At 66.9% G+C, this 20,409-nt stretch carries 22 protein-coding genes; 9 read left to right on the top strand and 13 right to left on the bottom strand.

From position 1 onward, the window contains the following. The first annotated feature begins 30 nt into the window (after window positions 1-30). Both QZ853_RS18750 and QZ853_RS18745 read left to right on the top strand, forming a co-directional pair. Window positions 31-2,859 (top strand): valine--tRNA ligase, encoded by a 2,829-nt coding sequence (locus tag QZ853_RS18750; protein WP_295577478.1) that lies wholly within the window; start codon window positions 31-33, stop codon window positions 2,857-2,859. A gap of 135 nt (window positions 2,860-2,994) precedes the next feature. Then, on the top strand, window positions 2,995-3,816 hold the full coding sequence (locus QZ853_RS18745; RefSeq protein WP_295577475.1) for an EamA family transporter: 822 nt from the start codon (window positions 2,995-2,997) through the stop codon (window positions 3,814-3,816). A gap of 65 nt (window positions 3,817-3,881) precedes the next feature. On the opposite strand, the gene rimI is transcribed toward QZ853_RS18745, so the two are convergent. From rimI to pssA, 3 genes are read right to left on the bottom strand one after another with little or no spacing between them, the layout of a single operon-like run. Next, window positions 3,882-4,379: a ribosomal protein S18-alanine N-acetyltransferase gene (gene rimI, locus QZ853_RS18740; protein WP_295577472.1), complete on the bottom strand. Its 498-nt coding sequence runs from the start codon at window positions 4,377-4,379 to the stop codon at window positions 3,882-3,884. Beyond that, window positions 4,376-4,879, bottom strand: coding sequence for a hypothetical protein (locus QZ853_RS18735; RefSeq protein ID WP_295577469.1), 504 nt, complete (start codon window positions 4,877-4,879; stop codon window positions 4,376-4,378). Before QZ853_RS18735 ends, rimI begins: the two co-directional genes overlap by 4 nt. After that, the gene (gene pssA / locus QZ853_RS18730; RefSeq protein ID WP_295577466.1) at window positions 4,876-5,652 is read right to left on the bottom strand and encodes a CDP-diacylglycerol--serine O-phosphatidyltransferase; all 777 of its coding nucleotides are present in this window, start codon (window positions 5,650-5,652) and stop codon (window positions 4,876-4,878) included. The genes QZ853_RS18735 and pssA overlap by 4 nt, the downstream gene beginning before the upstream one ends. An 80-nt stretch (window positions 5,653-5,732) precedes the next feature. Here pssA and QZ853_RS18725 point away from each other — a divergent pair, with 80 nt between their 5' ends. From QZ853_RS18725 to QZ853_RS18715, 3 genes are all read left to right on the top strand, one after another. Continuing rightward, window positions 5,733-6,110, top strand: coding sequence for a DUF4124 domain-containing protein (locus tag QZ853_RS18725; RefSeq protein ID WP_295577463.1), 378 nt, complete (start codon window positions 5,733-5,735; stop codon window positions 6,108-6,110). 313 nt (window positions 6,111-6,423) lie between these two features. After that, a complete protein-coding gene (locus QZ853_RS18720) occupies window positions 6,424-8,127 on the top strand; it encodes a proline--tRNA ligase (protein ID WP_295577460.1) in 1,704 nt (567 codons plus the stop codon). Window positions 8,128-8,353: 226 nt separating this feature from the next. Continuing rightward, on the top strand, window positions 8,354-8,737 hold the full coding sequence (locus QZ853_RS18715; RefSeq protein ID WP_088024088.1) for an H-NS histone family protein: 384 nt from the start codon (window positions 8,354-8,356) through the stop codon (window positions 8,735-8,737). 92 nt (window positions 8,738-8,829) lie between these two features. On the opposite strand, the gene QZ853_RS18710 is transcribed toward QZ853_RS18715, so the two are convergent. Next, window positions 8,830-10,089: a threonine/serine exporter family protein gene (locus QZ853_RS18710; protein WP_295577456.1), complete on the bottom strand. Its 1,260-nt coding sequence runs from the start codon at window positions 10,087-10,089 to the stop codon at window positions 8,830-8,832. Between the two features lie 92 nt (window positions 10,090-10,181). Between QZ853_RS18710 and QZ853_RS18705 the strand changes: the two genes are divergently transcribed. The 4 genes from QZ853_RS18705 to QZ853_RS18690 are packed head-to-tail and all read left to right on the top strand — an operon-like array spanning window position 10,182 to window position 13,700. Next, entirely contained in the window at window positions 10,182-11,303 is a 1,122-nt protein-coding gene (locus QZ853_RS18705) for an ABC transporter permease (protein WP_295577452.1), read from the top strand. Window position 11,304: 1 nt separating this feature from the next. Next, window positions 11,305-12,132 (top strand): ABC transporter ATP-binding protein, encoded by an 828-nt coding sequence (locus QZ853_RS18700; RefSeq protein ID WP_295577449.1) that lies wholly within the window; start codon window positions 11,305-11,307, stop codon window positions 12,130-12,132. A 3-nt stretch (window positions 12,133-12,135) separates the two neighbouring features. Next, a complete protein-coding gene (locus QZ853_RS18695; protein ID WP_295577446.1) occupies window positions 12,136-13,062 on the top strand; it encodes an MlaD family protein in 927 nt (308 codons plus the stop codon). Continuing rightward, window positions 13,059-13,700 (top strand): ABC-type transport auxiliary lipoprotein family protein, encoded by a 642-nt coding sequence (locus QZ853_RS18690; RefSeq protein WP_295577442.1) that lies wholly within the window; start codon window positions 13,059-13,061, stop codon window positions 13,698-13,700. Before QZ853_RS18695 ends, QZ853_RS18690 begins: the two co-directional genes overlap by 4 nt. A 57-nt stretch (window positions 13,701-13,757) precedes the next feature. Here the strand turns inward: QZ853_RS18690 and QZ853_RS18685 are convergent, their stop codons facing one another. The 9 genes from QZ853_RS18685 to QZ853_RS18645 all read right to left on the bottom strand — a co-directional run bounded on the left by QZ853_RS18685 (window position 13,758) and on the right by QZ853_RS18645 (window position 20,398). After that, window positions 13,758-14,345 (bottom strand): alpha-ketoglutarate-dependent dioxygenase AlkB, encoded by a 588-nt coding sequence (locus QZ853_RS18685; RefSeq protein ID WP_295577439.1) that lies wholly within the window; start codon window positions 14,343-14,345, stop codon window positions 13,758-13,760. A gap of 44 nt (window positions 14,346-14,389) precedes the next feature. Beyond that, complete coding sequence (locus QZ853_RS18680; RefSeq protein ID WP_295577431.1) at window positions 14,390-15,022, bottom strand: CoA transferase subunit B; 633 nt, start codon at window positions 15,020-15,022, stop codon at window positions 14,390-14,392. 1 nt (window position 15,023) lies between these two features. Next, window positions 15,024-15,755, bottom strand: a complete 732-nt coding sequence (locus tag QZ853_RS18675; protein WP_295577420.1) for a CoA transferase subunit A — start codon at window positions 15,753-15,755, stop codon at window positions 15,024-15,026. A 96-nt stretch (window positions 15,756-15,851) separates the two neighbouring features. Continuing rightward, a complete protein-coding gene (locus tag QZ853_RS18670; RefSeq protein WP_295577409.1) occupies window positions 15,852-17,057 on the bottom strand; it encodes a hypothetical protein in 1,206 nt (401 codons plus the stop codon). Next, on the bottom strand, window positions 17,032-17,448 hold the full coding sequence (locus tag QZ853_RS18665) for a hypothetical protein (protein ID WP_295577397.1): 417 nt from the start codon (window positions 17,446-17,448) through the stop codon (window positions 17,032-17,034). Before QZ853_RS18665 ends, QZ853_RS18670 begins: the two co-directional genes overlap by 26 nt. A 60-nt stretch (window positions 17,449-17,508) precedes the next feature. Next, window positions 17,509-18,108, bottom strand: a complete 600-nt coding sequence (locus QZ853_RS18660) for a hypothetical protein (protein ID WP_295577384.1) — start codon at window positions 18,106-18,108, stop codon at window positions 17,509-17,511. Beyond that, entirely contained in the window at window positions 18,105-18,509 is a 405-nt protein-coding gene (locus tag QZ853_RS18655) for a GtrA family protein (protein ID WP_295577381.1), read from the bottom strand. Before QZ853_RS18655 ends, QZ853_RS18660 begins: the two co-directional genes overlap by 4 nt. Continuing rightward, window positions 18,487-19,431, bottom strand: a complete 945-nt coding sequence (locus QZ853_RS18650) for a glycosyltransferase (RefSeq protein ID WP_295577378.1) — start codon at window positions 19,429-19,431, stop codon at window positions 18,487-18,489. Before QZ853_RS18650 ends, QZ853_RS18655 begins: the two co-directional genes overlap by 23 nt. Before the next feature lie 10 nt (window positions 19,432-19,441). Next, a complete protein-coding gene (locus QZ853_RS18645; RefSeq protein ID WP_164137437.1) occupies window positions 19,442-20,398 on the bottom strand; it encodes a UDP-glucuronic acid decarboxylase family protein in 957 nt (318 codons plus the stop codon). Window positions 20,399-20,409 lie beyond the last annotated feature (11 nt).

Below are 20,409 nucleotides of genomic sequence, written 5' to 3'. Positions count from 1 at the left end.
CCTTCCCGCCTTGATTACCGGTTCCCCTGCATGACCCAACTCGCCCCCAGCTACGATCCGAAGTCCTTCGAGACCGACCTCTACGAGGCCTGGGAGAAGGCCGGCCACTTCAAGCCGTCCGGCACGGGCGAGCCGTACACCATCCTGCTGCCGCCGCCGAACGTGACCGGCACCCTGCACATGGGCCACGCCTTCCAGCAGACCCTGATGGATGCGCTGGTGCGCTACCACCGCATGCGCGGCTACGACACGCTGTGGCAGGTCGGTACCGACCACGCCGGCATCGCCACCGAAATGGTGGTCAGCCGCAACCTGACGCTGGAAGGCAAGGGCGAGACCCGTGATTCGCTGGGCCGCGAGGGCTTCATCGGCAAGGTCTGGGAGTGGAAGCAGCAGTCCGGCGACACGATCGAGCGCCAGATGCGCCGCCTCGGCACCTCCGCCGACTGGTCGCGCAGCACCTTCACCATGGACCCGCAGCCGTCGGCTGCGGTCAACGAAGCCTTCGTGCGCTGGTACGAACAGGGCCTGATCTACCGCGGCCAGCGCCTGGTCAACTGGGACCCGGTGCTCAAGACTGCCATCTCCGACCTGGAAGTGGAGAGCGCCGAGGAAGACGGCTTCCTGTGGTCGATCGCCTACACCCTGGATGAAGGCCTGAGCTACGAACACGTCGAGCGCGATGCCGACGGCGTGGAAACCCTGCGCGAGACCCGCGATTACCTGGTGGTCGCCACCACCCGCCCGGAAACCCTGCTGGGCGATACCGCGGTAATGGTGCACCCGGAAGACGAGCGCTATGCGCACCTGATCGGCAAGAGCGTGGTGCTGCCGCTGACCGGCCGCCGCGTGCCGGTGATCGCCGATGACTACGTGGACCGCGCGTTCGGCACCGGCGTGGTCAAGGTCACCCCGGCGCACGATTTCAACGACTATGAAGTGGGCGTGCGCCACAGCCTGCCGATGATCAACCTGTTCACCCCGGTGGCGGCGCTGAATGAAAATGCACCGGAGCGTTTCCAGGGCCTGGACCGCTACGCCGCGCGCAAGGCCGTGCTGGCCGAACTGGAAGACCTCGGCATCCTGGTCGAGACCAAGGCGCACAAGCTGCAGGTGCCGCGCGGCGACCGTACCGGCCAGGTGATCGAGCCGTACCTGACCGACCAGTGGTTCGTGAAGATGGACGACCTGGCCAAGCGTGGCCTGGAACGGGTCGAGGACGGAAGCATTTCCTTCGTGCCGCCGAACTGGATCAACACCTACCGCCACTGGATGAACAACATCCAGGACTGGTGCATCAGCCGCCAGCTGTGGTGGGGCCACCGCATCCCGGCGTGGTTCGACGAAGCCACCGGCAGCTGCTACGTCGGTCGCAGCGAAGAGGAAGTGCGGGCAAAGAACAACCTCGGCAGCGACGTGGTGCTGAACCAGGAAAGCGACGTGCTGGAGACCTGGTTCTCCTCGCAGCTGTGGCCGTTCTCCACCCTGGGCTGGCCGAACGAGCAGGCCATGGCCGAGCGTGGCTTCGACCGCTACCTGCCGTCGTCGGTGCTGATCACCGGCTTCGACATCATCTTCTTCTGGGTGGCGCGCATGATCATGGCCACCGACAACCTGGTCGGGAAGATCCCGTTCAAGGACGTCTACTTCACCGGCCTGATCCGCGACGGCCAGGGCCAGAAGATGTCCAAGAGCAAGGGCAACGTGCTCGACCCGCTGGACATCATCGACGGCATCACCATCGACGACCTGGTCGCCAAGCGCACCGGCGGCCTGATGCAGCCGAAGATGGTGGAGAAGATCGAGAAGGCCACCCGCAAGGAATTCCCGGACGGCATCGCCGCCCATGGTGCCGACGCGTTGCGCTTCACCATCGCGGCGCTGGCCACCCACGGCCGCGACATCAAGTTCGACATGAACCGCGCGGAAGGCTACAAGAACTTCTGCAACAAGCTGTGGAACGCCAGCCGCTTCGCGCTGATGAACACCGAAGGCGCGGCGTTCACCGGCGTGCCCAGGCCGCGCACCGATGCCGAGCGCTGGATCCTCGCGCGACTGGCCGCCACCACCGCCGAAGCGCAGGGTCATTTCGCCGCCTATCGCTTCGACCTGCTGGCGCAGTGCCTGTACGAGTTCGCCTGGAACGCGTTCTGCGACTGGTTCCTGGAACTGAGCAAGCCGGCGCTGAACGGTGCCGACGCCGCCGACGCCGAGAGCACCCGCCACACCCTGCTGTACGTGCTGGAAGCGCTGCTGCGCCTGCTGCACCCGCTGACCCCGTTCATCACCGAACAGCTGTGGCAGCAGCTGGCCCCGCGCCTGGGCCTGGCCGAAACGACGCTGTCGCTGCGTCCGTACCCGACCGCCGGCGAGTTCGAAGGCGATTTCGCCCAGGCCGAGGCCGACGTGGAATGGCTGAAGGCAGTGATCAGCGCGGTGCGCCGCGTGCGCAGCGAACTGAACGTCGCTCCGTCCAAGCTGGTGCCGCTGCGTCTGCAGGCCGGGCTGGCGCAGGACCGCGTGCGCATCGAGCGCTTCAGTGCCTCGCTGTCGTTCCTGCTGAAGCTGGGCAGCATCCAGTGGCTGGCCGAAGGCGAAAGCGCACCGCCGGCCGCCGCCGCGATCGTCGGCGAACTGAAGCTGCTGGTGCCGCTGGAAGGACTGGTCGATCTCGATGCCGAGCGCGTGCGCCTGGACAAGGAAATCGCCCGCGTCGACGCCGAAAAGGAAAAGAGCGAGAGCAAGCTGGCCAAATTCACCGACAAAGTGCCGCCGGCAGTGGTCGAGCAGGAACGCGTGCGCCTGGCCGACTGGAATACCCAGCTGGCGGGTCTGCGCGAACAGCGCGCGAAGCTGTAACACCGCGCGGGTGAGTGCGGACCTCGGTCCGCACCAATGCAATGTGCCAACCCAGGTTGGCATCTAGCGATGCGGAATCGGAAGCGCCGGGCAAGGCCCGGCGTTTGCATTTCCCCGGCATGGCATCATCGTCCGATGCCTCTTTCCATCTTCCTGCTCGTCCTCGCGGCGGCCGCACTGCATGCCAGCTGGAATGCAATCGTCAAGCGCGGGCCGGACAAGCTGCTCGGCACCGTACTGGTCACCGGCAGCGCCGCGCTGCTGTCTGCTGCCGCCCTGCCCTTCCTGCCCTTTCCGGCCGCGCCCAGCTGGCCCTGGCTGGGCGTGTCGGTGCTGCTGCAGGTGACGTACTACGGGCTGGTCGCACGCTGCTACCAACAGGTCGACATGAGCCTGGCCTATCCGCTGATGCGGGGCAGCGCGCCGATCCTGGTCGCACTGGCCGGCACCCTGCTGGGCGAGTCGCTACCGCCGGCAGCGTGGCTGGGCGTAGTGCTGGTCAGCACCGGCATCCTGTGCATGGCGCTGGGTGCACATGGCGGCCAGCTCAGCCTGCCGCTGCTGACCGCAGCGATGATCGCCACCTACACCCTGGTCGATGCGCAGGGTGCGCGGCAGTCCGGCAGTGCGCTCAGTTACACGCTGTGGTTGTTCCTGCTGTCGGGCATTCCACTGCCGCTGTGGGCGCTGCACACGCGGCGTGGTGCGGTGCTGGCCTACGCACGCCAGCACTGGCCGCTGGGCCTTGCCGGTGGCGTCGGCACCACCGCCTCCTATGCGATGGCCTTGTGGGCGATGACCCAGGCGCCGGTGGCCATGGTCTCGGCGCTGCGCGAATCCTCGATCCTGTTCGCGCTGCTGATCTCGGCATTCCTGCTGCGCGAGCGGATACCGCGTGCACGCTGGCTGGCAGCCGCGCTCATCGTCGGCGGTGTATTGGCCTTGCGGCTGGCGTAACGGCAACGCCGGGCCACGCCCGACGAGCGCGGCAGTCCCGGCCGCTGTCCGGCAACCCTTCTCCCTTACAACGGCGGCATCGCCTGCAGGTCGTCGTCGACCAGCTCGATCGCCATCACCAGCGCATCCTCGCGGCCGTGTGCCGCCGGGTAGTAACGCGGGCGGCGGCCAATCTCGTTGAAGCCCTCGCTGTGATACAGCGCCAGCGCCGGCGTATTGGACGGCCGTACTTCCAGGAACACACGCTGCGCGCCACGGTCGCGGGCAAGCTGCACCAGCGCACGCAGCAGCTGGCGACCGAGCCCTCGCGACTGCGTCGACGGGTCGATGCAGACGTTCAGCACATGCGCCTCATCGGCGGCGATGCTGAGCACGCCGTAGCCAATCAGCTGGCCATCGCGCTCCATCGCCAGGCCCGGATAGCCGGCGCGCAGGCAATCAACGAAGATGCCGCGGGTCCACGGGAACGGGTAGCCGCGCAGCTCGATCTCCATCACCGCGTTGAGGTCGGCCTCGCGCAATGCGCGCAGGCTGACCGCACCCGGCTGGCGTACTGCACTCATGCGGCGCCCCGCTTGCGCAGCGCGCGCAGCTGCGGCCACAGTGCGCGCTTGGCGGCCGGGTCGCGGCGCAGCTGGTCCAGCGGCCAGCTGTCCATCAGTGCCTGGGTGGAAGGATCATTGGGATTGCAGCCGGAGGCACGCAGCAGTGCGATCTGCAGGCGGTCCGGCAAGCGCACCACCGGCTGCCGTGCGCTGCCGCTGGGCTGCGCACCGGCCGGTGCCGGTGCGGTATCCGGCGCGCTGACCGGGGTTTCGCGGCGCGGCGCTGGCGGGTGTTGCTGGCGTGGCGCCGGCGCGGCCCCGGCGCTGCGTTCGCGCGCTGGCGCGGCGCTCGCCCGCTCCGGCTCTACCGGTGCTGCCGCCGCGGCCTCAGCCACGCTCAGCTGCAGCGCAGCGTCCAACTCGGCGGCCAGCTGGCCGTCGTGGTAGACGGTATAGCCCATGGCCTGCAGCCAGGCCTGCTGGGCCGGAGACCACAGCACGGGCAGGTCCTGGCTCACGCGGCCTCGGGCTTCTTGCGCCGGCGCTGCACGGCCCACATCACCGGGCCCGACAGGGCGTAAAGGATGCCCGCCGCGAACAGCACGCGCGGCAGGTCGATGACCGCGATGGCGATCGCCACCGGCACCAGCGCCAGTACCAGGAACGGCACGCGGTCGGAACGGCCGCCCTTGGCGGCACCGCCCTTGAAGCTCCAGAAGCGGATGCGACTGACCATCAGCAGCGCCGCCACGATCGTCACCGCCAGCGCCACATAGCGCAGCTGGTTGCCGTCCCAGCCGAGGTTGCCATCAGCGAAGGCCCAGACGAAGGACATCATCAGGCCGGCCGCAGCCGGGCTGGCCAGGCCGACGAACCAGCACTTGTCGACCACCGCCACCTGGGTGTTGAAGCGGGCCAGGCGCAGCGCCGCGCAGGCTGCATACAGGAAGGCGACCGCCCAGCCGACGCGGCCCAGCAGCGGATCGTCGAACTTCAGCCACGACAGCGACCAGTGGTACATCACCAGCGCCGGTGCCATGCCAAAGCTGACCAGGTCAGCCAGCGAGTCGTACTGCACGCCGAATTCGCTGCTGGTGCCGGTCAGGCGCGCCACGCGCCCGTCCAGGCCATCCATCACCGCCGCCACGAACACGGCGATGCTGGCGTTGACGAAATCGCCGTTGGCCGCGGCGATGATCGCGTAGAAGCCGGCGAACAGGCCGGCCGTGGTGAACAGGTTGGGCAGCAGGTAAATCGTGCGCGAACGCGGCGGCGGTGTGATCGGGTCCATGGAATCCAGTTTAATCGACTTGCCAGTGCTCGGTGCCAATGCTGCAATCGGCGTTCTACGCCCATTCCGTGGAGTTTGCCATGCGTGCCCTGTCCTGCCTTGGATGCCTGCTGTTATTGGCCAGTGCCAACGCCATGGCCGGCCCGGTCTACAAGTGGAAGGACGCCAATGGCGTGACCCAGTACTCGGAGACCCCGCCGGCAGGCAAGAAATTCGAGACCCGCGAGCAGGCCCGCAGCCCAGAGGCTGCGGCCAGCACCGAGACCCCGGCCGCGCCGGTGCCGGAGCAGTGCAGCACCGCCCGCGCCAACCTGGCCCTGCTGGAGGGGTCCGGCCAGGTAATGCAGGACACCAATGGCGACGGCAAGCCCGATACCGCATTGACCCCGGAGCAGCGCGGCGCGCAGAAGGGGCTGGCCGAGGCGGCCATCAAGGCCTACTGCCCACCGGCGGGTTAAGGGGGGTCGGCAGGGCTGCGCCCTGCACCTGCAGAGGCTGCAAGCAACGGCAACGTCAAAAGCCGGCATTCCGTGGTTTGGCGGGATGGGGCCGGTTGCAGGGGCGTGAGCCGCAGGGATGCGGCGACCGCGCCTACATGGACGTATTCACGGCGTCCCCCGCAACCGGACCCATTCCGCCAAACCACGGGAAACCCGCTGCTGCCGTTGCTGTTGTCGTTGTTCCAGGCGGGTGCAGGGCGCAGCCCTGCCAGTACCCCCACCCCGGCCGGGCTGGCAGAATAGAGGTCTCTGCCGTTATCCGAAGCCGACGATGCGCCTCTCCCAGTTCCACCTGCACACCACCAAGGAAACCCCCAGCGACGCCGAGCTGACCAGCCATCGGCTGATGCTGCGTGCGGGAATGATCCGCAAGCTGGCATCGGGCCTGTACACCTGGTCGCCGCTGGGCCTGCGGGTGCTGCGCAAGGTCGAGCGCATCGTGCGCGAGGAAATGGACCGGGCCGGTGCCGTGGAATTCCAGATCCCGACCATCCAGCCGAAGGAACTGTGGGAGCAGACCGGGCGCTGGCAGAAGTTCGGCCCGCAGCTGCTGAAGATCAAGGACCGCAAGGACCAGGTGTTCTGCTACAGCCCGACCGCTGAAGAAGCCGCCTGCGATTTCGCGCGCAGCGAGCTGTCCAGCTACAAGCAGTTGCCGGTCAACTTCTACCAGGTGCAGACCAAGTTCCGCGACGAGATCCGCCCGCGTTTCGGCGTGATGCGTTCGCGCGAGTTCCTGATGAAGGACGCCTACTCGTTCCACCTGCACGATGAGTGCCTGGTGCGCGAATACGAAAACATGAAGTCTGCCTACAGCCGCATCTTCACCCGCCTGGGCCTGGATTTCCGCATGGTGCAGGCTGATTCCGGTGCGATCGGCGGCGATGCGTCGCAGGAATTCCACGTGATCGCCGATTCCGGCGAAGACGCGCTGGTGTTCTCTACCGGCTCGGATTACGCGGCCAACATGGAAGCGGCGATCAGCGCCGATCCGGCGCCGCGTGCGGCCGCCGCTGAAGCAATGCGCAAGGTCGACACGCCCACCCAGAAGACCTGCGAGGACGTCGCCGCGCTGCTCGGCATCGACCTGCAGCGCACCGTGAAGTCGGTGGCGCTGGTGGCCGGCGAAGGCGACGCGCAGCAGTTCGTGCTGGTGCTGGTGCGCGGCGACCATGAGGTCAACGAGATCAAGCTGGCCAAGGTGGCCGGCCTCGACCAACAGCGTTTCGCCAGCGAAGCGGAGATCGCTGAGTACCTGGGCAGCGTGCCGGGCTTCCTCGGCCCGGTCGCGCCGGCCAAGGCCATCCGCGTGGTCGCCGATCGCGAAGTGGCGGCGATGTCCGATTTCGTGGTCGGCGCCAACGAGGCCGGTTTCCATCTGGCCGGCGTCAACTGGGGCCGCGACCTGCCGGAACCGGACGTGGCCGACATCCGCAACGTGCGGGCTGGTGACCGCGCACTCGATGGCGGTGAACTGAAGATCGCCCGTGGCATCGAAGTCGGCCATGTATTCCAGCTCGGCCGCAAATACGCCGAAGCACTCGACGCCACCGTGCTGGACGAGAACGGCAAAGCGGCGGTGATGGCGATGGGCTGCTATGGCATCGGCATCTCGCGCGTGGTGGCTGCCGCGATCGAACAGAACCATGACGATGCCGGCATCATCTGGCCGGACGCGATGGCGCCATGGCAGGTGGTGGTGTGCGTGATCAACCCGAAGGGGGACGCCGCCGTCGCCGACGCCGCGGCCCACCTGTTGCAGGAACTGCGCGACGCCGGCCTCGATGCCGCTCTGGACGACCGTGGCCTGCGCCCGGGCGCGATGTTCGCCGACATGGAACTGATCGGCATTCCGCACCGCGTGGTGGTCAGCGAACGCGGCCTGGCTGCGGGTACCTACGAGTACCGTTCGCGCCGCGCCAGCGACGCGGAAAACCTGGACAAGTCGACCCTGCTGCAGCGCCTGCAGGGCTGATCACCGACAGCAAGACCGGGGCATGCCCCGGTCTTTTTTTGCGCGCTGCGCCGTTGCCCGATATTGCAGCGGACATAATCCAGTCAAAATGAGCGCGACACGGCCGGTACACCGACAAGCCCTGTCTCCGCTGCATTTGTGCTTGGAATAATTCATCTCTATTCTGTCCCGCGACGCCATGGACTGGCTCGTCCCGTCCACACATTAGTTTCCGGAGTAACCGTAAATGAGCATTGACCTGACCGGCCTGTCGGCACGCGAACTCGGCGCCCTGATCCGCACCGCCAAGAAGCAGCAGACGATCGTCGCCAAGCGCCGGCCAATCACCAAGGTCCGGGCCCAGCTGAGCAAGCTGGCCAAAACCGAGGGCTACACCATCGAGGAACTGTTCGGCGACGCCCCCGCGCCGCGCGCGCGCAAGGTGGCCAAGGTGGCCAAGGCCCCGTCCAAGACCGCGGGCCGCAAGCTGGGCAAGGTTGCGCCGAAGTACCGCAACCCGGCCAACCCGAAGGAAACCTGGACCGGCCGTGGCAAGCAGCCGCGCTGGATGGCCGAGCTGACCGCCAAGGGCAACAAGAAGCCGGAAGATTTCCTGATCAAGAAGGCCTGAGGCCGGATCAGGCTGGAATGAAAAACGCCGGCGAAAGCCGGCGTTTTTCATTCTCCGGCGTGCGGACCAACGGTCCACACCCACCGACATCATCACAGGGTTTTGCGGGCCGGCATCAGCAGGTTGCCGAACAGCAGGCCGGCCACCAGCGCCATCACCACGTTGAGCACGGTCAGGAACACGCTCTGGCCGGCGCCGACGTCCTGCTGCTGGACCAGGGTCAGCACGCCACGCAGGCTGGTGCTGCCCGGTACCATCATGATGATGCCGGGCAGGCGGATGATCGCGCCCGGGCGGCCGACCAGGCGGCCGAACAGGTTGCCGCCGGCGGTCAGCAGCATCGCCGACAGGAAGATGCCGGCTGGCGCGCCCCAGGCATGCCCGCCGAACTTGGAGATCGCATAACCGGCCACCGAGGCGGCGATCACCCACGGGTAGTCGCGGCGATTGGCCTTGAACAGCATCGCGAAGGCGAACGCCGCGGTCAGCAGCGAGCCCCACTCCACCCACGGCCCCTGCGGCCGCGTGGCGCGGATCACCGGATCCAGGCCGAGCACATCGGCCAGGGTCACCGCGATCATCGCGCCGACACTGAGCTTCATGATGGTGGTCAGCGCACCGGCAAAGCGCGCGGTGCCCGATACCCAATGCTGGCTGGCCAGTTCGTTGACCGCATTGGTCAGCGACATGCCGGGCAGCAGCACCACCAGCGAGGCGATGATCACCGTGTTGAGGTTGAGCGCGCCGACGAAGGACGCGACCAGGGTGGCGACCATGCCGGCCAGCAGTGCGGCCAGCGCCTCGGCCGCTTCGCGGGTGGCCGGGCGGCGGTCGGTGACCATGCCGAGCAGGCCGATCATCAGGCCGATGACACCGGCGGTGGCGATGTCCAGCCACGGCAGCTTCCACATGCCGGCCACGCCGGCCGCACCGAGGGTGAACGAAAGGATGGTGCGCAGCTTGCCGCGCCGCCCCGGATCCTTGTCCAGCTGGCGCAGCGCGGTGTGGCCCTGGGCGATGCTCATCCGCCCGTGCGAGACTTCCTCGGCGATATGGTCGGCCACGCTGAGCTTGTGCAGGTCGTTCTCGCCGGGCGCCAGGCGGATCACGCGGGTGATGTCGCTGGAGCCGATGGCCTGCGCCGGGTCACTGAAGCTGAGGATGATACCGGTGGGATTCGACCACGGTTCACAATCCAGATCGAGCTGGCGGGCCAGGGCCACCACTGCGGTTTCCAGCCGCTGGGCCGTTGTGCCGTAGCTGTGCAGGCGGCCGGCGATCTCGGAAACAAACGCCACGCGCTGTGCGTAGGTGGCCTGGGGCGTGGGGATCGTGTGAGCGTCTGCGGACATGCGCCGTAGTATTACCTACGCCGGGCCGCACTGGATAAATTCATCCGAGTTCGACGCGATGCCCAGGATAGAACGGTTATGCTGCGAACCGAATGGCCCAAGTGACCCCGAACCACGCCCCCCAGCTCGAACAGGATGCCCATGACCCGGGCTTGATCCGCCTGTCCGGCACCTGGACCCTGAAGACCGCGCTGGCCGCGGCCGAAGTCCTGCGCGGCGTTCCCGACACACTGACCGGCATCGATGCCACCGGCATCGAGCAGATGGATTCGGCCGGCGTGCTGCAGGTGTTGCGCGTCGCCCACCGCGCCGATCTTGGCGAAGATGCGCTGCAGTTCCGTGCCGACCACCAGGCGCTGGTGTGCACCATCGAGGAAGTGGCCGATGACCGGCCCAAACCCAAGCGTGACTTCGGCGTGCTGGCCGCGCTGGAACGGCTGGGCATCAGCATGCACGGCACCGGCCACAACATCGTGGCGCTGGCCAGCTTCCTGGGCGAGGCAATGGTCAAGTCCGCGCGCCTGGTCAAGCAGCCGCGCCGCTTCCGCCTGACCGCCACCGTGCACCAGATGGAACAGGTCGGGCTGGATGCGGTGCCGCTGGTCGCGCTGCTGTCCTACCTGGTCGGTGCGGTGATCGCCTTCCTCGGCTCGACCATCCTGCGCGACTTCGGCGCGGAGATCTACGTGGTCGAACTGGTCAACATCGCCTTCCTGCGCGAGTTCGCCGTGCTGCTGACCGCGATCGTGCTGGCCGGCCGCACCGCCAGTGCCTTCACCGCGCAGATCGGCGCGATGAAGGCGCGTGAGGAAATCGATGCGATGCGCACGCTGGGCCTGGACCCGATCGACCTGCTGGTGCTGCCACGCCTGTTCGCATTGCTGGTCACGCTGCCGCTGCTGACCTTCATCGCGATGATCGCCGGCCTCGCCGGCGGCATCACCGTCGGTGCCTTCGATCTGGATATTCCGCCGCAGATGTACATCGCGCGCATGCACGAAACGATGGAAGTGCGGCACCTGCTGGTCGGCCTGTCCAAGGCACCGATCTTCGCCGTGGTGATCGGCCTGATCGGCTGCCTGGAAGGCCTGAAGGTGACCGGCACCGCACAGTCGGTCGGTGAGCGCACCACCTCCAGCGTGGTGCAGACGATCTCGCTGGTGATCATCATCGACGCCTTCGCGGCGTTGTGGTTCATGCACATGGACTGGTGACATGAGCACGCATCCAACCCCCGAAGAGATCCCCATGCAGGACGACCAGGGCCACGACCTGGCCATCCGCGTGCGCGGCCTGGTCAACCGCTTCGGCAGCCAGACCGTGCATGAAGACCTGGACCTGGACGTGCGCCGCGGCGAGATCCTCGGCGTGGTCGGTGGTTCCGGTACTGGCAAGTCGGTGCTGATGCGCTCGATCCTCGGCCTGCGCACGCCCGATGCGGGCCAGATCGAAGTGCTGGGCCGCGATGCGCGTGCCGACGATGCCGAGAGCCGCCTGCACATCGAGCGCAACACCGGCGTGCTGTTCCAGGACGGCGCCCTGTTCTCCTCGCTGACCGTGGGCGAGAACGTGCAGGTGCCGTTGCAGGAACATCACCGCGAACTGCCCGAGCGCTGGCACTACGAGTTGGCACTGCTGAAGGTGAAGCTGGCCGGCCTGCCCGCCGATGCGATCAACAAGCTGCCGTCGCAGCTGTCCGGCGGCATGCGCAAGCGTGCCGGCCTGGCCCGCGCACTGGCGCTGGACCCGCCGCTGCTGTTCCTGGACGAGCCCACCGCCGGCCTCGACCCGATCGGTGCGGCCGCGTTCGACCGCCTGATCAAGACCCTGCAGGAAGCGCTGGGGCTGACCGTGTTCCTGATCACCCACGACCTGGACACGCTGTATGCGATCTGCGACCGGGTGGCGGTGATCGCCGACCGCAAGGTGGTGGCCAACGCGCCGCTGCCGGACATCGAGAAACTGGATCATCCGTGGATCCAGGAATACTTCCACGGACCCCGTGCGCGCGCCGCGCGTGGCGAACAGATCGAGAGTGCCTGAGCCATGGAAACCAAAGCCAACTACGTGCTGATCGGCGCGTTCACCCTGATCACCGGCCTGGCCCTGCTGGCCTTCGGCCTGTGGGCGGCCAAGTACTCCTCCGACCGCACCTGGCAGGAATACCGCGTGGTGTTCCGCGAGGCGGTGACCGGCCTGTCGGTGGGCAGCCCGGTGCAGTACAACGGCATCGCGGTCGGTTCGATCACCGAACTGAACCTGGTGCCGGACGACCCCCGCCAAGTGGTCGCGCGCATCCGCCTGAACTCGACCACGCCGGTCAAGACCGATACCCGCGCCAAGCTGGCGATCACCAGCCTGACCGGCCCGTCGATCATCCAGCTCAGCGGCGGCACGCCGCAGTCGCCGGCGCTGACCACGGTCAACAAGGACCCGGCACCGATCATCCCGACCACGCCTTCGGCGCTGCAGAACATCACCGACGTCGCCAACCGCATCGTCGAGCGCATGGACCAGATCCTCAGCGACCGCAACGTCGCCTCGATCAACGCCACGCTGGCCAACCTGGAGACGATCAGCGGCGGCCTGGCCGACCGTGACCAGGGCACCCAGGCGCTGCTGCTCAGCGCACGCGATGCCGCGCGCAGCCTGGACACCACGCTGAAGACCACCAATGGCACCATCGAGCGCCTGGACAAGAACCTGGTGCAGCAGCTGCCTGGCATCATCGACAAGCTCGACGCCACCCTGGCCAAGCTCGATTCGGCAGCCGGCAATGCCGATTCGATCCTTGGTGAGAACCGCGCGGCGATCAACAGCTTCGCCAACGATGGCCTTGGCCAGCTCGGCCCGACGCTGACCGAACTGCGCGGGCTGGTCCGCGACCTGCGCCGGGTCAGCGACCGCCTCGAGAACAACCCCGCGCGCTACCTGCTGGGCCGCGATGCACCGAAGGAGTTCGAACCCAAATGAGCCCGATGCCCCTTCCACGCCTGCTGCTGGCCACTTTGCTGGCCACCCTGCTGGGCGGCTGCTCCATCCTTGGCAGCAGCGAGAAAACCGCAGTGACGCTGTACTCACCCGCCGTGCAGGTGAAGGCTGATCCGGCGTGGCCGCAGGTCGACTGGCAGCTGGTGCTGGCCAAGCCCAGCGCTGCACGCATGGTCGACAGCCCGCGCATCAACGTGCGGCCGACCCCTTCGCAGCTGGAGATCTACAAGGGCGCCAGCTGGGCACAGCCGGCCACCGACATGATCGAGGACACGCTGATCCGCGGCTTCGAGGATTCAGGCCGCATCCGCGGCGCGGCCCGCAGCACCGCCGGCATCCGTGCCGACTACAAGCTGTCGACCGACGTGCGCCGCTTCGAATCGGACTACCAGGGCCAGGCCACGCCGACGGTGGTGATCGAGCTCAACGCCAAGCTGATCCACGTCGCCGACCAGCGCGTGGTGGCCGACCGCACGTTCCGTCAGGCACAGCCGGTCGGCAGCACCGACGTGCCGGCAGTGACCGCCGCGTTCGAGCGTGGCCTGCAACAGCTGGCACAGGACGTGGTCGGCTGGACCCTGGTCAGCGGGCAGAACGACACCACTGCAATCAAGCGCTGATCCGTCGCTGGGGTCGGATCCCTTTCCCGTCGGGAAAGGGCTCTCCCCCTGTCCGCATCAACGCGGCGTGATCCAGCGGAACGTCAGGTTGATCCGCTCGCCCTGTACCCGCGCCATCTTCGGCAGCGCGTGCTGGTAATGACGCTGGGTCTGCCCGGCCATCACCAACAGATCGCCATGGCCGAGCAGGTACTCCGCCTTGCGGGCCGGATCATCGCGCCGGCGCAGCAGGAAACGCCGCGCCGCGCCCAGGCTCAGCGAGGCGATCACCGGCGCCGTGCCCAGTTCGGGCTCGTCGTCGCTGTGCCAGCCCATGTAATCGCCGCCGCCGCGATAGCGGTTCAGCAGCACGCTGTTGAAGCGGCCGATGCCAGCGTCTTGCAGGCGCTCGCGCACGCCCTGCAGTGACCGCGGCCACGGGTGCGGCACGAATTCCGCCCCCGAGTAGCGATAGCGCGCCTGTGGATCGCCGATCCAGAAGCTCAACCGTGGCGAATCCACCCAGTGGCCGAACATGCGGATGCGGTGCACCTCCCACGGCACGCCGGCCTGCAGATCGCGCTGCAAGGCATCGGCTTCGGCGGGAGGCAGCCAGGCCGGGAGGTGGCGGACGTCGGCATCGGGCAGGTTGTAGGGGAACAGCATGGGCGCCCCAGGCAAAGGGGGCGACCGAAGGCCGCCCCGGAACGTCAGCGGCGCGCGAACGCGACGCCGGTCTTTTCCTTCAGCTCGCCATCGCTGACACCCGGCGCGGCTTCCACCAGCTGCAGGCCCGCCTCGGTGACGTCGAACACGGCCAGGTCGGTGATGATGCGGTCAACCACACCGACGCCGGTCAACGGCAGCGTGCAGGCGGGCAGGATCTTGTGCTCACCGTTCTTGGCGGTGTGCTCCATCAGCACCACCACGCGCTGCACGCCGGCCACCAGATCCATCGCGCCGCCCATGCCCTTGACCATCTTGCCGGGAACCATCCAGTTGGCCAGGTCGCCCTTGTCGGTCACCTGCATGGCGCCGAGGATGGCCAGGTTGACGTGACCACCGCGGATCATCGCGAAGCTGTCATGGCTGCCGAAATAGCTGGCACCGGCGCGTGCGGTCACGGTCTGCTTGCCGGCATTGATCAGGTCCGCGTCGACTTCGGCTTCGGTCGGGAACGGGCCGATGCCAAGCAAGCCATTTTCCGACTGCAGCCACACGTCCACGCCCTCGGGGATGTGGTTGGCGACCAGGGTCGGCAGGCCGATCCCCAGGTTCACGTAGGCGCCGTCAGTCAGTTCCTGGGCAGCGCGTGCCGCCATCTCGTCACGGGTCCATGCCATGTCAGTTGCCCTCCGCACGGACGGTGCGCTGTTCGATGCGTTTTTCAGGATGCGCGTTGTGCACGATGCGGTGCACGTAGATCCCCGGCAGGTGCACCTGGTCCGGATCGATGGCGCCGACCGGCACCACCTCCTCCACTTCCACGATGCAGACCTTGCCGGCCATCGCACAGGCAGGGTTGAAGTTGCGCGCGGTCTTGCGGAACACCAGGTTGCCGGCTTCGTCGGCCTTCCAAGCCTTGACCAGCGCCACGTCGGCACGCAGCGCGGTTTCCATCACGTAGTGCTTGCCGTCGAACTCGCGGGTTTCCTTGCCATCGGCCACCACCGTGCCGTAGCCGGTGGCGGTGAAGAAAGCCGGGATGCCGGCGCCGCCGGCGCGCAGGCGCTCGGCCAGGGTGCCCTGCGGATTGAACTCCAGCTCCAGTTCGCCGGCCAGGAACTGCCGCTCGAACTCCTTGTTCTCGCCCACGTAGGACGAAATCATCTTCTTGATCTGCCGCGTCTCCAGCAGCTGGCCGAGGCCGAAGCCATCGACACCGGCGTTGTTGGAGATCACGGTCAGGCCCTTGGCCCCGCTGTCACGCAGGGCGGCGATCAGCGCCTCGGGAATGCCGCATAGGCCGAAGCCGCCCACGGCCAGGGTCTGGCCATCGGCGACCACGCCTTCCAGCGCCTGCGCCGCACTGGCGAAGCGCTTGCTGCGCTTGCCGGTGGAAGTCACGTGTTCCATTTCTACAGCCCTACACGGGAAGAATGAGCGCATTCTAGCGCCTCACCCGTGCGAGGCTGGGATGCGCCGCAGCATGGCACTGCGACACGCCCGGGCTCAGCCGCTGCGCGCACTCCCGGCGGCCATGCGCTGCTCCAGTGCAACCAGCACCGCAAACACCAGCAGCAGTGAAACCGGCATGCGCACGCGCTCGACGCTGGTCCGCAGATGCCAGTCCAGGTCGTGCGGGGTTGCCATGTACACCAGCAACAGCAGCGCCGCGTAGGCCAGCGCAGCCAGTACCGCGGCCGATGCCGCCGGCGCACGCAGCATCGGGCGCCACAGCACGGCCAGCGCGAGCAACGGCAGCCATACCCAGGTATCGAGCAGCAGCCGCTTGACGATCAGCATCGCCTCGTCAGCGCGACCGAGACGTGCCAGCAACTGCGCCGCCATGTCACTTCCTGCCAGGTCATTGCCCACACCGGCGTGGGCAACGGTCAGCTTCCATGCCAGCAGGGGCAGCAGCGCCAGCACCGTAGCGACGAGGATGTGCCAGTGCAGGCCGCGCTCACGAAGCAGTCCCTCGATCAGCACGGTCGCCGCCAGCAGGGCCGCCAGCACGCCGCCTTCGTTCTTCAGGATCGACAGCACGGCCAGCAGCAGCGTGAATGCGACCAGCTCGCTTGTGCTTTGTTGGTTGCCGCGTGTACGCCAACGCATTGCCGTCGCCACGGCGGCCACGGCATACACCGCGACCAGCGCATCCATGTAGCCGTTGCCGAGCATTTCCCGGCCCAGCCGCAGCAGCAGCAAGGCGAACAACGCCGCGCTCCAGCGTCCGCGGAAGCTCGGGGCGATCAGCAGCAATGCCGGCAGCAGCAACAGCGGTGCGGCGGCCTTGGGCAGCAGTTCGTTCCAGTGCCCGGCCAGGCCCGCGGCGGCCGCCATCATCAGGGGGCCCAGCGCGGGGTAATCGTTATGGCTCCACGGCGCGTAATCGTCCAGCTGGGCGTACAGCGAGCCCTCCAGATACATGCGCTTGGCATGGAACAGCCAGATCGAGCGCGGGTCCCAACCATCACTGGGGCTTCCCAATGCGATCAGCACCAGCGCGATCACCACCAGCAGCAACGGCGCAGTACGCAGGTCACGTACCGCCGGCAGTGCGAGCAGCACGCCGAGCAGGACCCCGGCAAACGCGATCCACGCCGGCCAGCCCATCAGCCCCATCGCTGCCAGGCCGTAGCACAGCAGCACCGAGACCAGCATCACCAGCGCCGCGCGGCGCCCTGATTCAACCGCAATTGGCAAGGACGACATCTCCACGCCTCCCCTGGACCTGGCACTGCCCCAGCAGCGGGTCACCGGCCTTCAGCAGGCGGAGCGGCGTGTCGCTGTCGCTGAAGCGAACCGGGTACAACGCTTCCCACATGCGCTGCTGGAGCAGGGGGTCGTCCTTCAGCCCCTGGCCAAGCGACAGCGGTGAGGGATCGACCGCCTGCGCGCGCACCAGCTCGCGCGCGTCGACCACCTCGCGCGGTACGGCCGCACTGAATCCGGCGTCTTCGGTGAACGCCTGGCGCAGCAGCGGCGTCTGATAGTTCGATCGCTTGGCGACCGATACCAGTGAGGCGGCCAGCAGCAATGCCAGGATCCCGGCAATCGCCAGGTCGCGGAATGAAAGGCCTGTCAGGCGGTGTGGGTGAGTCATGCCGTCCTTGATGCGTTCAAAGCGCCAACGAAAAGAAGGGATGCGTCCGTACGATCCGGGCTACTGGCAGCGGTAGTCGCTGGGCATCCGACTGTCGCGGAAGGGATCGGTCAGCGCATCGGTGTAGCGGCCCATCAGCAGGCGATGGGTGGGCAGCAGGTTCTGCCGGTAGAAACGCCCGAACGACGCCAGTCGTTCACCACGCGGCGTCAACCGCACGCAGCCGTCATGGATCTGCACCGTGCCGGACTGCAGCTGCTCGGTCAGCCGCACTTCCACCAGGTGATGCTCGCGCACGTACTCTTCGGTGAACACCTGGCGGAACGCATCTTCGCGGATACCGCCGCCGCGCTGCTGCAGCTTCTCCAGGATGTAGAACGACAGCGAACGATCGATGACTGTCGGCACCGAAATCGCGAACACATAACCGCCCAGCAACCAGATTGCGGCGAGCTGGATCAGCTCCAGGCGGCTGAAATCGCGGAACCATTTCAGCGCGTACAGCCCGGCAAACACCACCACCAGCGCGATCACCGCATCCAGGAGGCTGGCATACAGCACCACGTTCACGCGGAAATGCCGCATGTGGACGTAGTAGACCAGCAGCAGCACCACGATGAATGCGAGGGTTGCCAGTGCGGCACGCAGGTATTTGTTCACTTGAACACCAGGAACTTGTTGGCGACGAAGCTGACGGCCATCTGCATCGCAGTCGCCAGTACGAATCCGATACGGTAATCCAGGCCCCATCGATCGGCCCAGAGGTACATGACCAGCGCATGCAGCAGCGCGATGGAGCCATAGATCAGCAGGAACAACGAGCCCTGCCGCGCGAGGCTGCCCTCCCTGCTGCGGAATACGAAGTAGCGGCTGCCGAGGAACGACACGGTGATGCCGAACACCGCCGCCAGTGCATTGGCCGCCGCAGCCAGCGGAATGTGCAGTACCTCGATATTGAAGCGCAGCACGCCGTAGTGCACGGCAGTGGCCACCAGGCCATTGATCACATAGCGCAGCGCCTGCCCGCCCAGCGCATTGCTAACCATCGCGGCGGGCGGCATGCAGGACATCATCGACAAACTCGCGGTAGCTGCCGACGCCCAGCACGCCGCCACTACGCATCATCCCCGACAGCATCAGGATGATCAGGGTCAGTGCCGCAGTCTGCAGGAACACCAGCACCAGTATGCCGAATGCCAGCGAGAACCAGCCCTGCGAGGCGAACCCCAGCATCTTCAACAGCGTGGCGATGATGCCGCCGGCGATCGACAGTGCCGCCACCACCGTGCAGGCAATGCCCACGCGCACCAGCACGTCCTCGGCGAACACCATCAGTGCGCGGAAACCGTGCAGGGCCAGGCCGACGAAATTCATCTTGCTGCGCCCCGCATAGCGCGGGCCACGATCCAGTGCGCAGGTCTGTACGCGCAGCTTGGACCCCAGCACGCAGGCTGCAACGTGGATCCACAGTTCCTGCATCGATGCCAACCGGCGCACCGCCGGCAGCTTTACCGCCATGAAATTGCCGAAGCTGATCTGGCGGCCGCTGAGCAGCGAGAACAGCAGCTTGTAGACGATGTAGAACGCCTTGAACTTCAGCGACTCGACCCGGCTGCGGCGGCTGGCCACAACCACATCGGCGTCAGGCGACTGCAGGCCCGCGACCAGCTCGGTGATGGTTTCGGGCATGTCCTCGCCATCGGAATCCATGACCACTACTATCTCGCTGCCAGTGAAGTGCTCGGCGACGTAGCTCAAGCCAATGGCGATCGCCCGCTGATGACCGACGTTGCGGCGCAAGCGGATCACCACGCCCTCAAGGCCGGACGCTTCAATGGCGCTGATCGGCAGCGGCTGCCGCACCGAGCCATCGTCGACGGCCACCACGTAGGTCTCCGGCCCCTGCGTGCGGGCAAGCTCGACGAAGAGTTTCGAGGACGCCTCCAGGTCTTCGTAGACCGGCATCACCACGATCTTGCGCATCGTCGCCCCCTCAGGCCTGCAACCGGTGACGGAAGTAGGCGATGGTTTCCTTCAGGCCATCCTCCAGGCCGACCTTCGGCTCCCAGCCCAGATCCGCCTTGGCCAGGCTGATGTCCGGCTGGCGCTGGCGCGGATCATCCGACGGCAGTGGGCGGTACTCGATCTTCGAGGTACCGCCGACCAAGCGCAGCACGGTCTCGGCCAGCTCCAGCATGGTGTACTCGGAGGGATTGCCGATGTTGATCGGGCCGGTGAGATCAGCCGGCGAATCCATCAGGCGCAGCATGCCTTCGATCAGGTCATCGACGTAGCAGAAGCTGCGGGTCTGGCTGCCGTCGCCGTAGATGGTGATCGGCTCGCCCTTCAGGGCCTGCACGATGAAGTTGCTGACCACCCGGCCGTCGTTGGGATGCATGCGCGGGCCATACGTATTGAAGATGCGCATGACCTTGATCTCCAGCTGGTGCTGGCGCCAGTAGTCGAAGAACAGCGTTTCGGCGCAGCGCTTGCCCTCGTCATAGCAGCTGCGGATGCCGATCGGGTTGACCCGGCCCCAGTAGCCTTCCACCTGCGGATGGATCTCCGGATCGCCATACACCTCGCTGGTGCTGGCCTGCAGGATGCGCGCGCGCAGGCGCTTGGCCAGGCCAAGCATGTTGATCGCACCATGCACGCTGGTCTTGGTGGTCTGCACCGGGTCCTGCTGGTAGTGGATCGGTGAGGCCGGGCAGGCCAGGTTGAAGATCCGGTCCACCTCCACGTACAGCGGGAACGTCACGTCATGGCGCATGAGCTCGAACCGCGGGTGGCCCAGCAGCCCGTCCACGTTCGCCTTGCTGCCGGTGTAGAAGTTGTCCACGCAGAGGACATCGTGCCCCCCGGCGATGAGGCGATCACACAGGTGTGAGCCCAGGAAGCCGGCGCCGCCGGTGACCAGCACGCGCTTCTGATCGTGAGTGAATTTCAAGGCAGTTCCCG

This window comes from uncultured Stenotrophomonas sp. (genome assembly GCF_913778665.1).
In the GTDB taxonomy this organism is placed as follows: Bacteria; Pseudomonadota; Gammaproteobacteria; order Xanthomonadales; family Xanthomonadaceae; genus Stenotrophomonas.
This window is presented reverse-complemented; position numbering and strand designations above follow the sequence as displayed.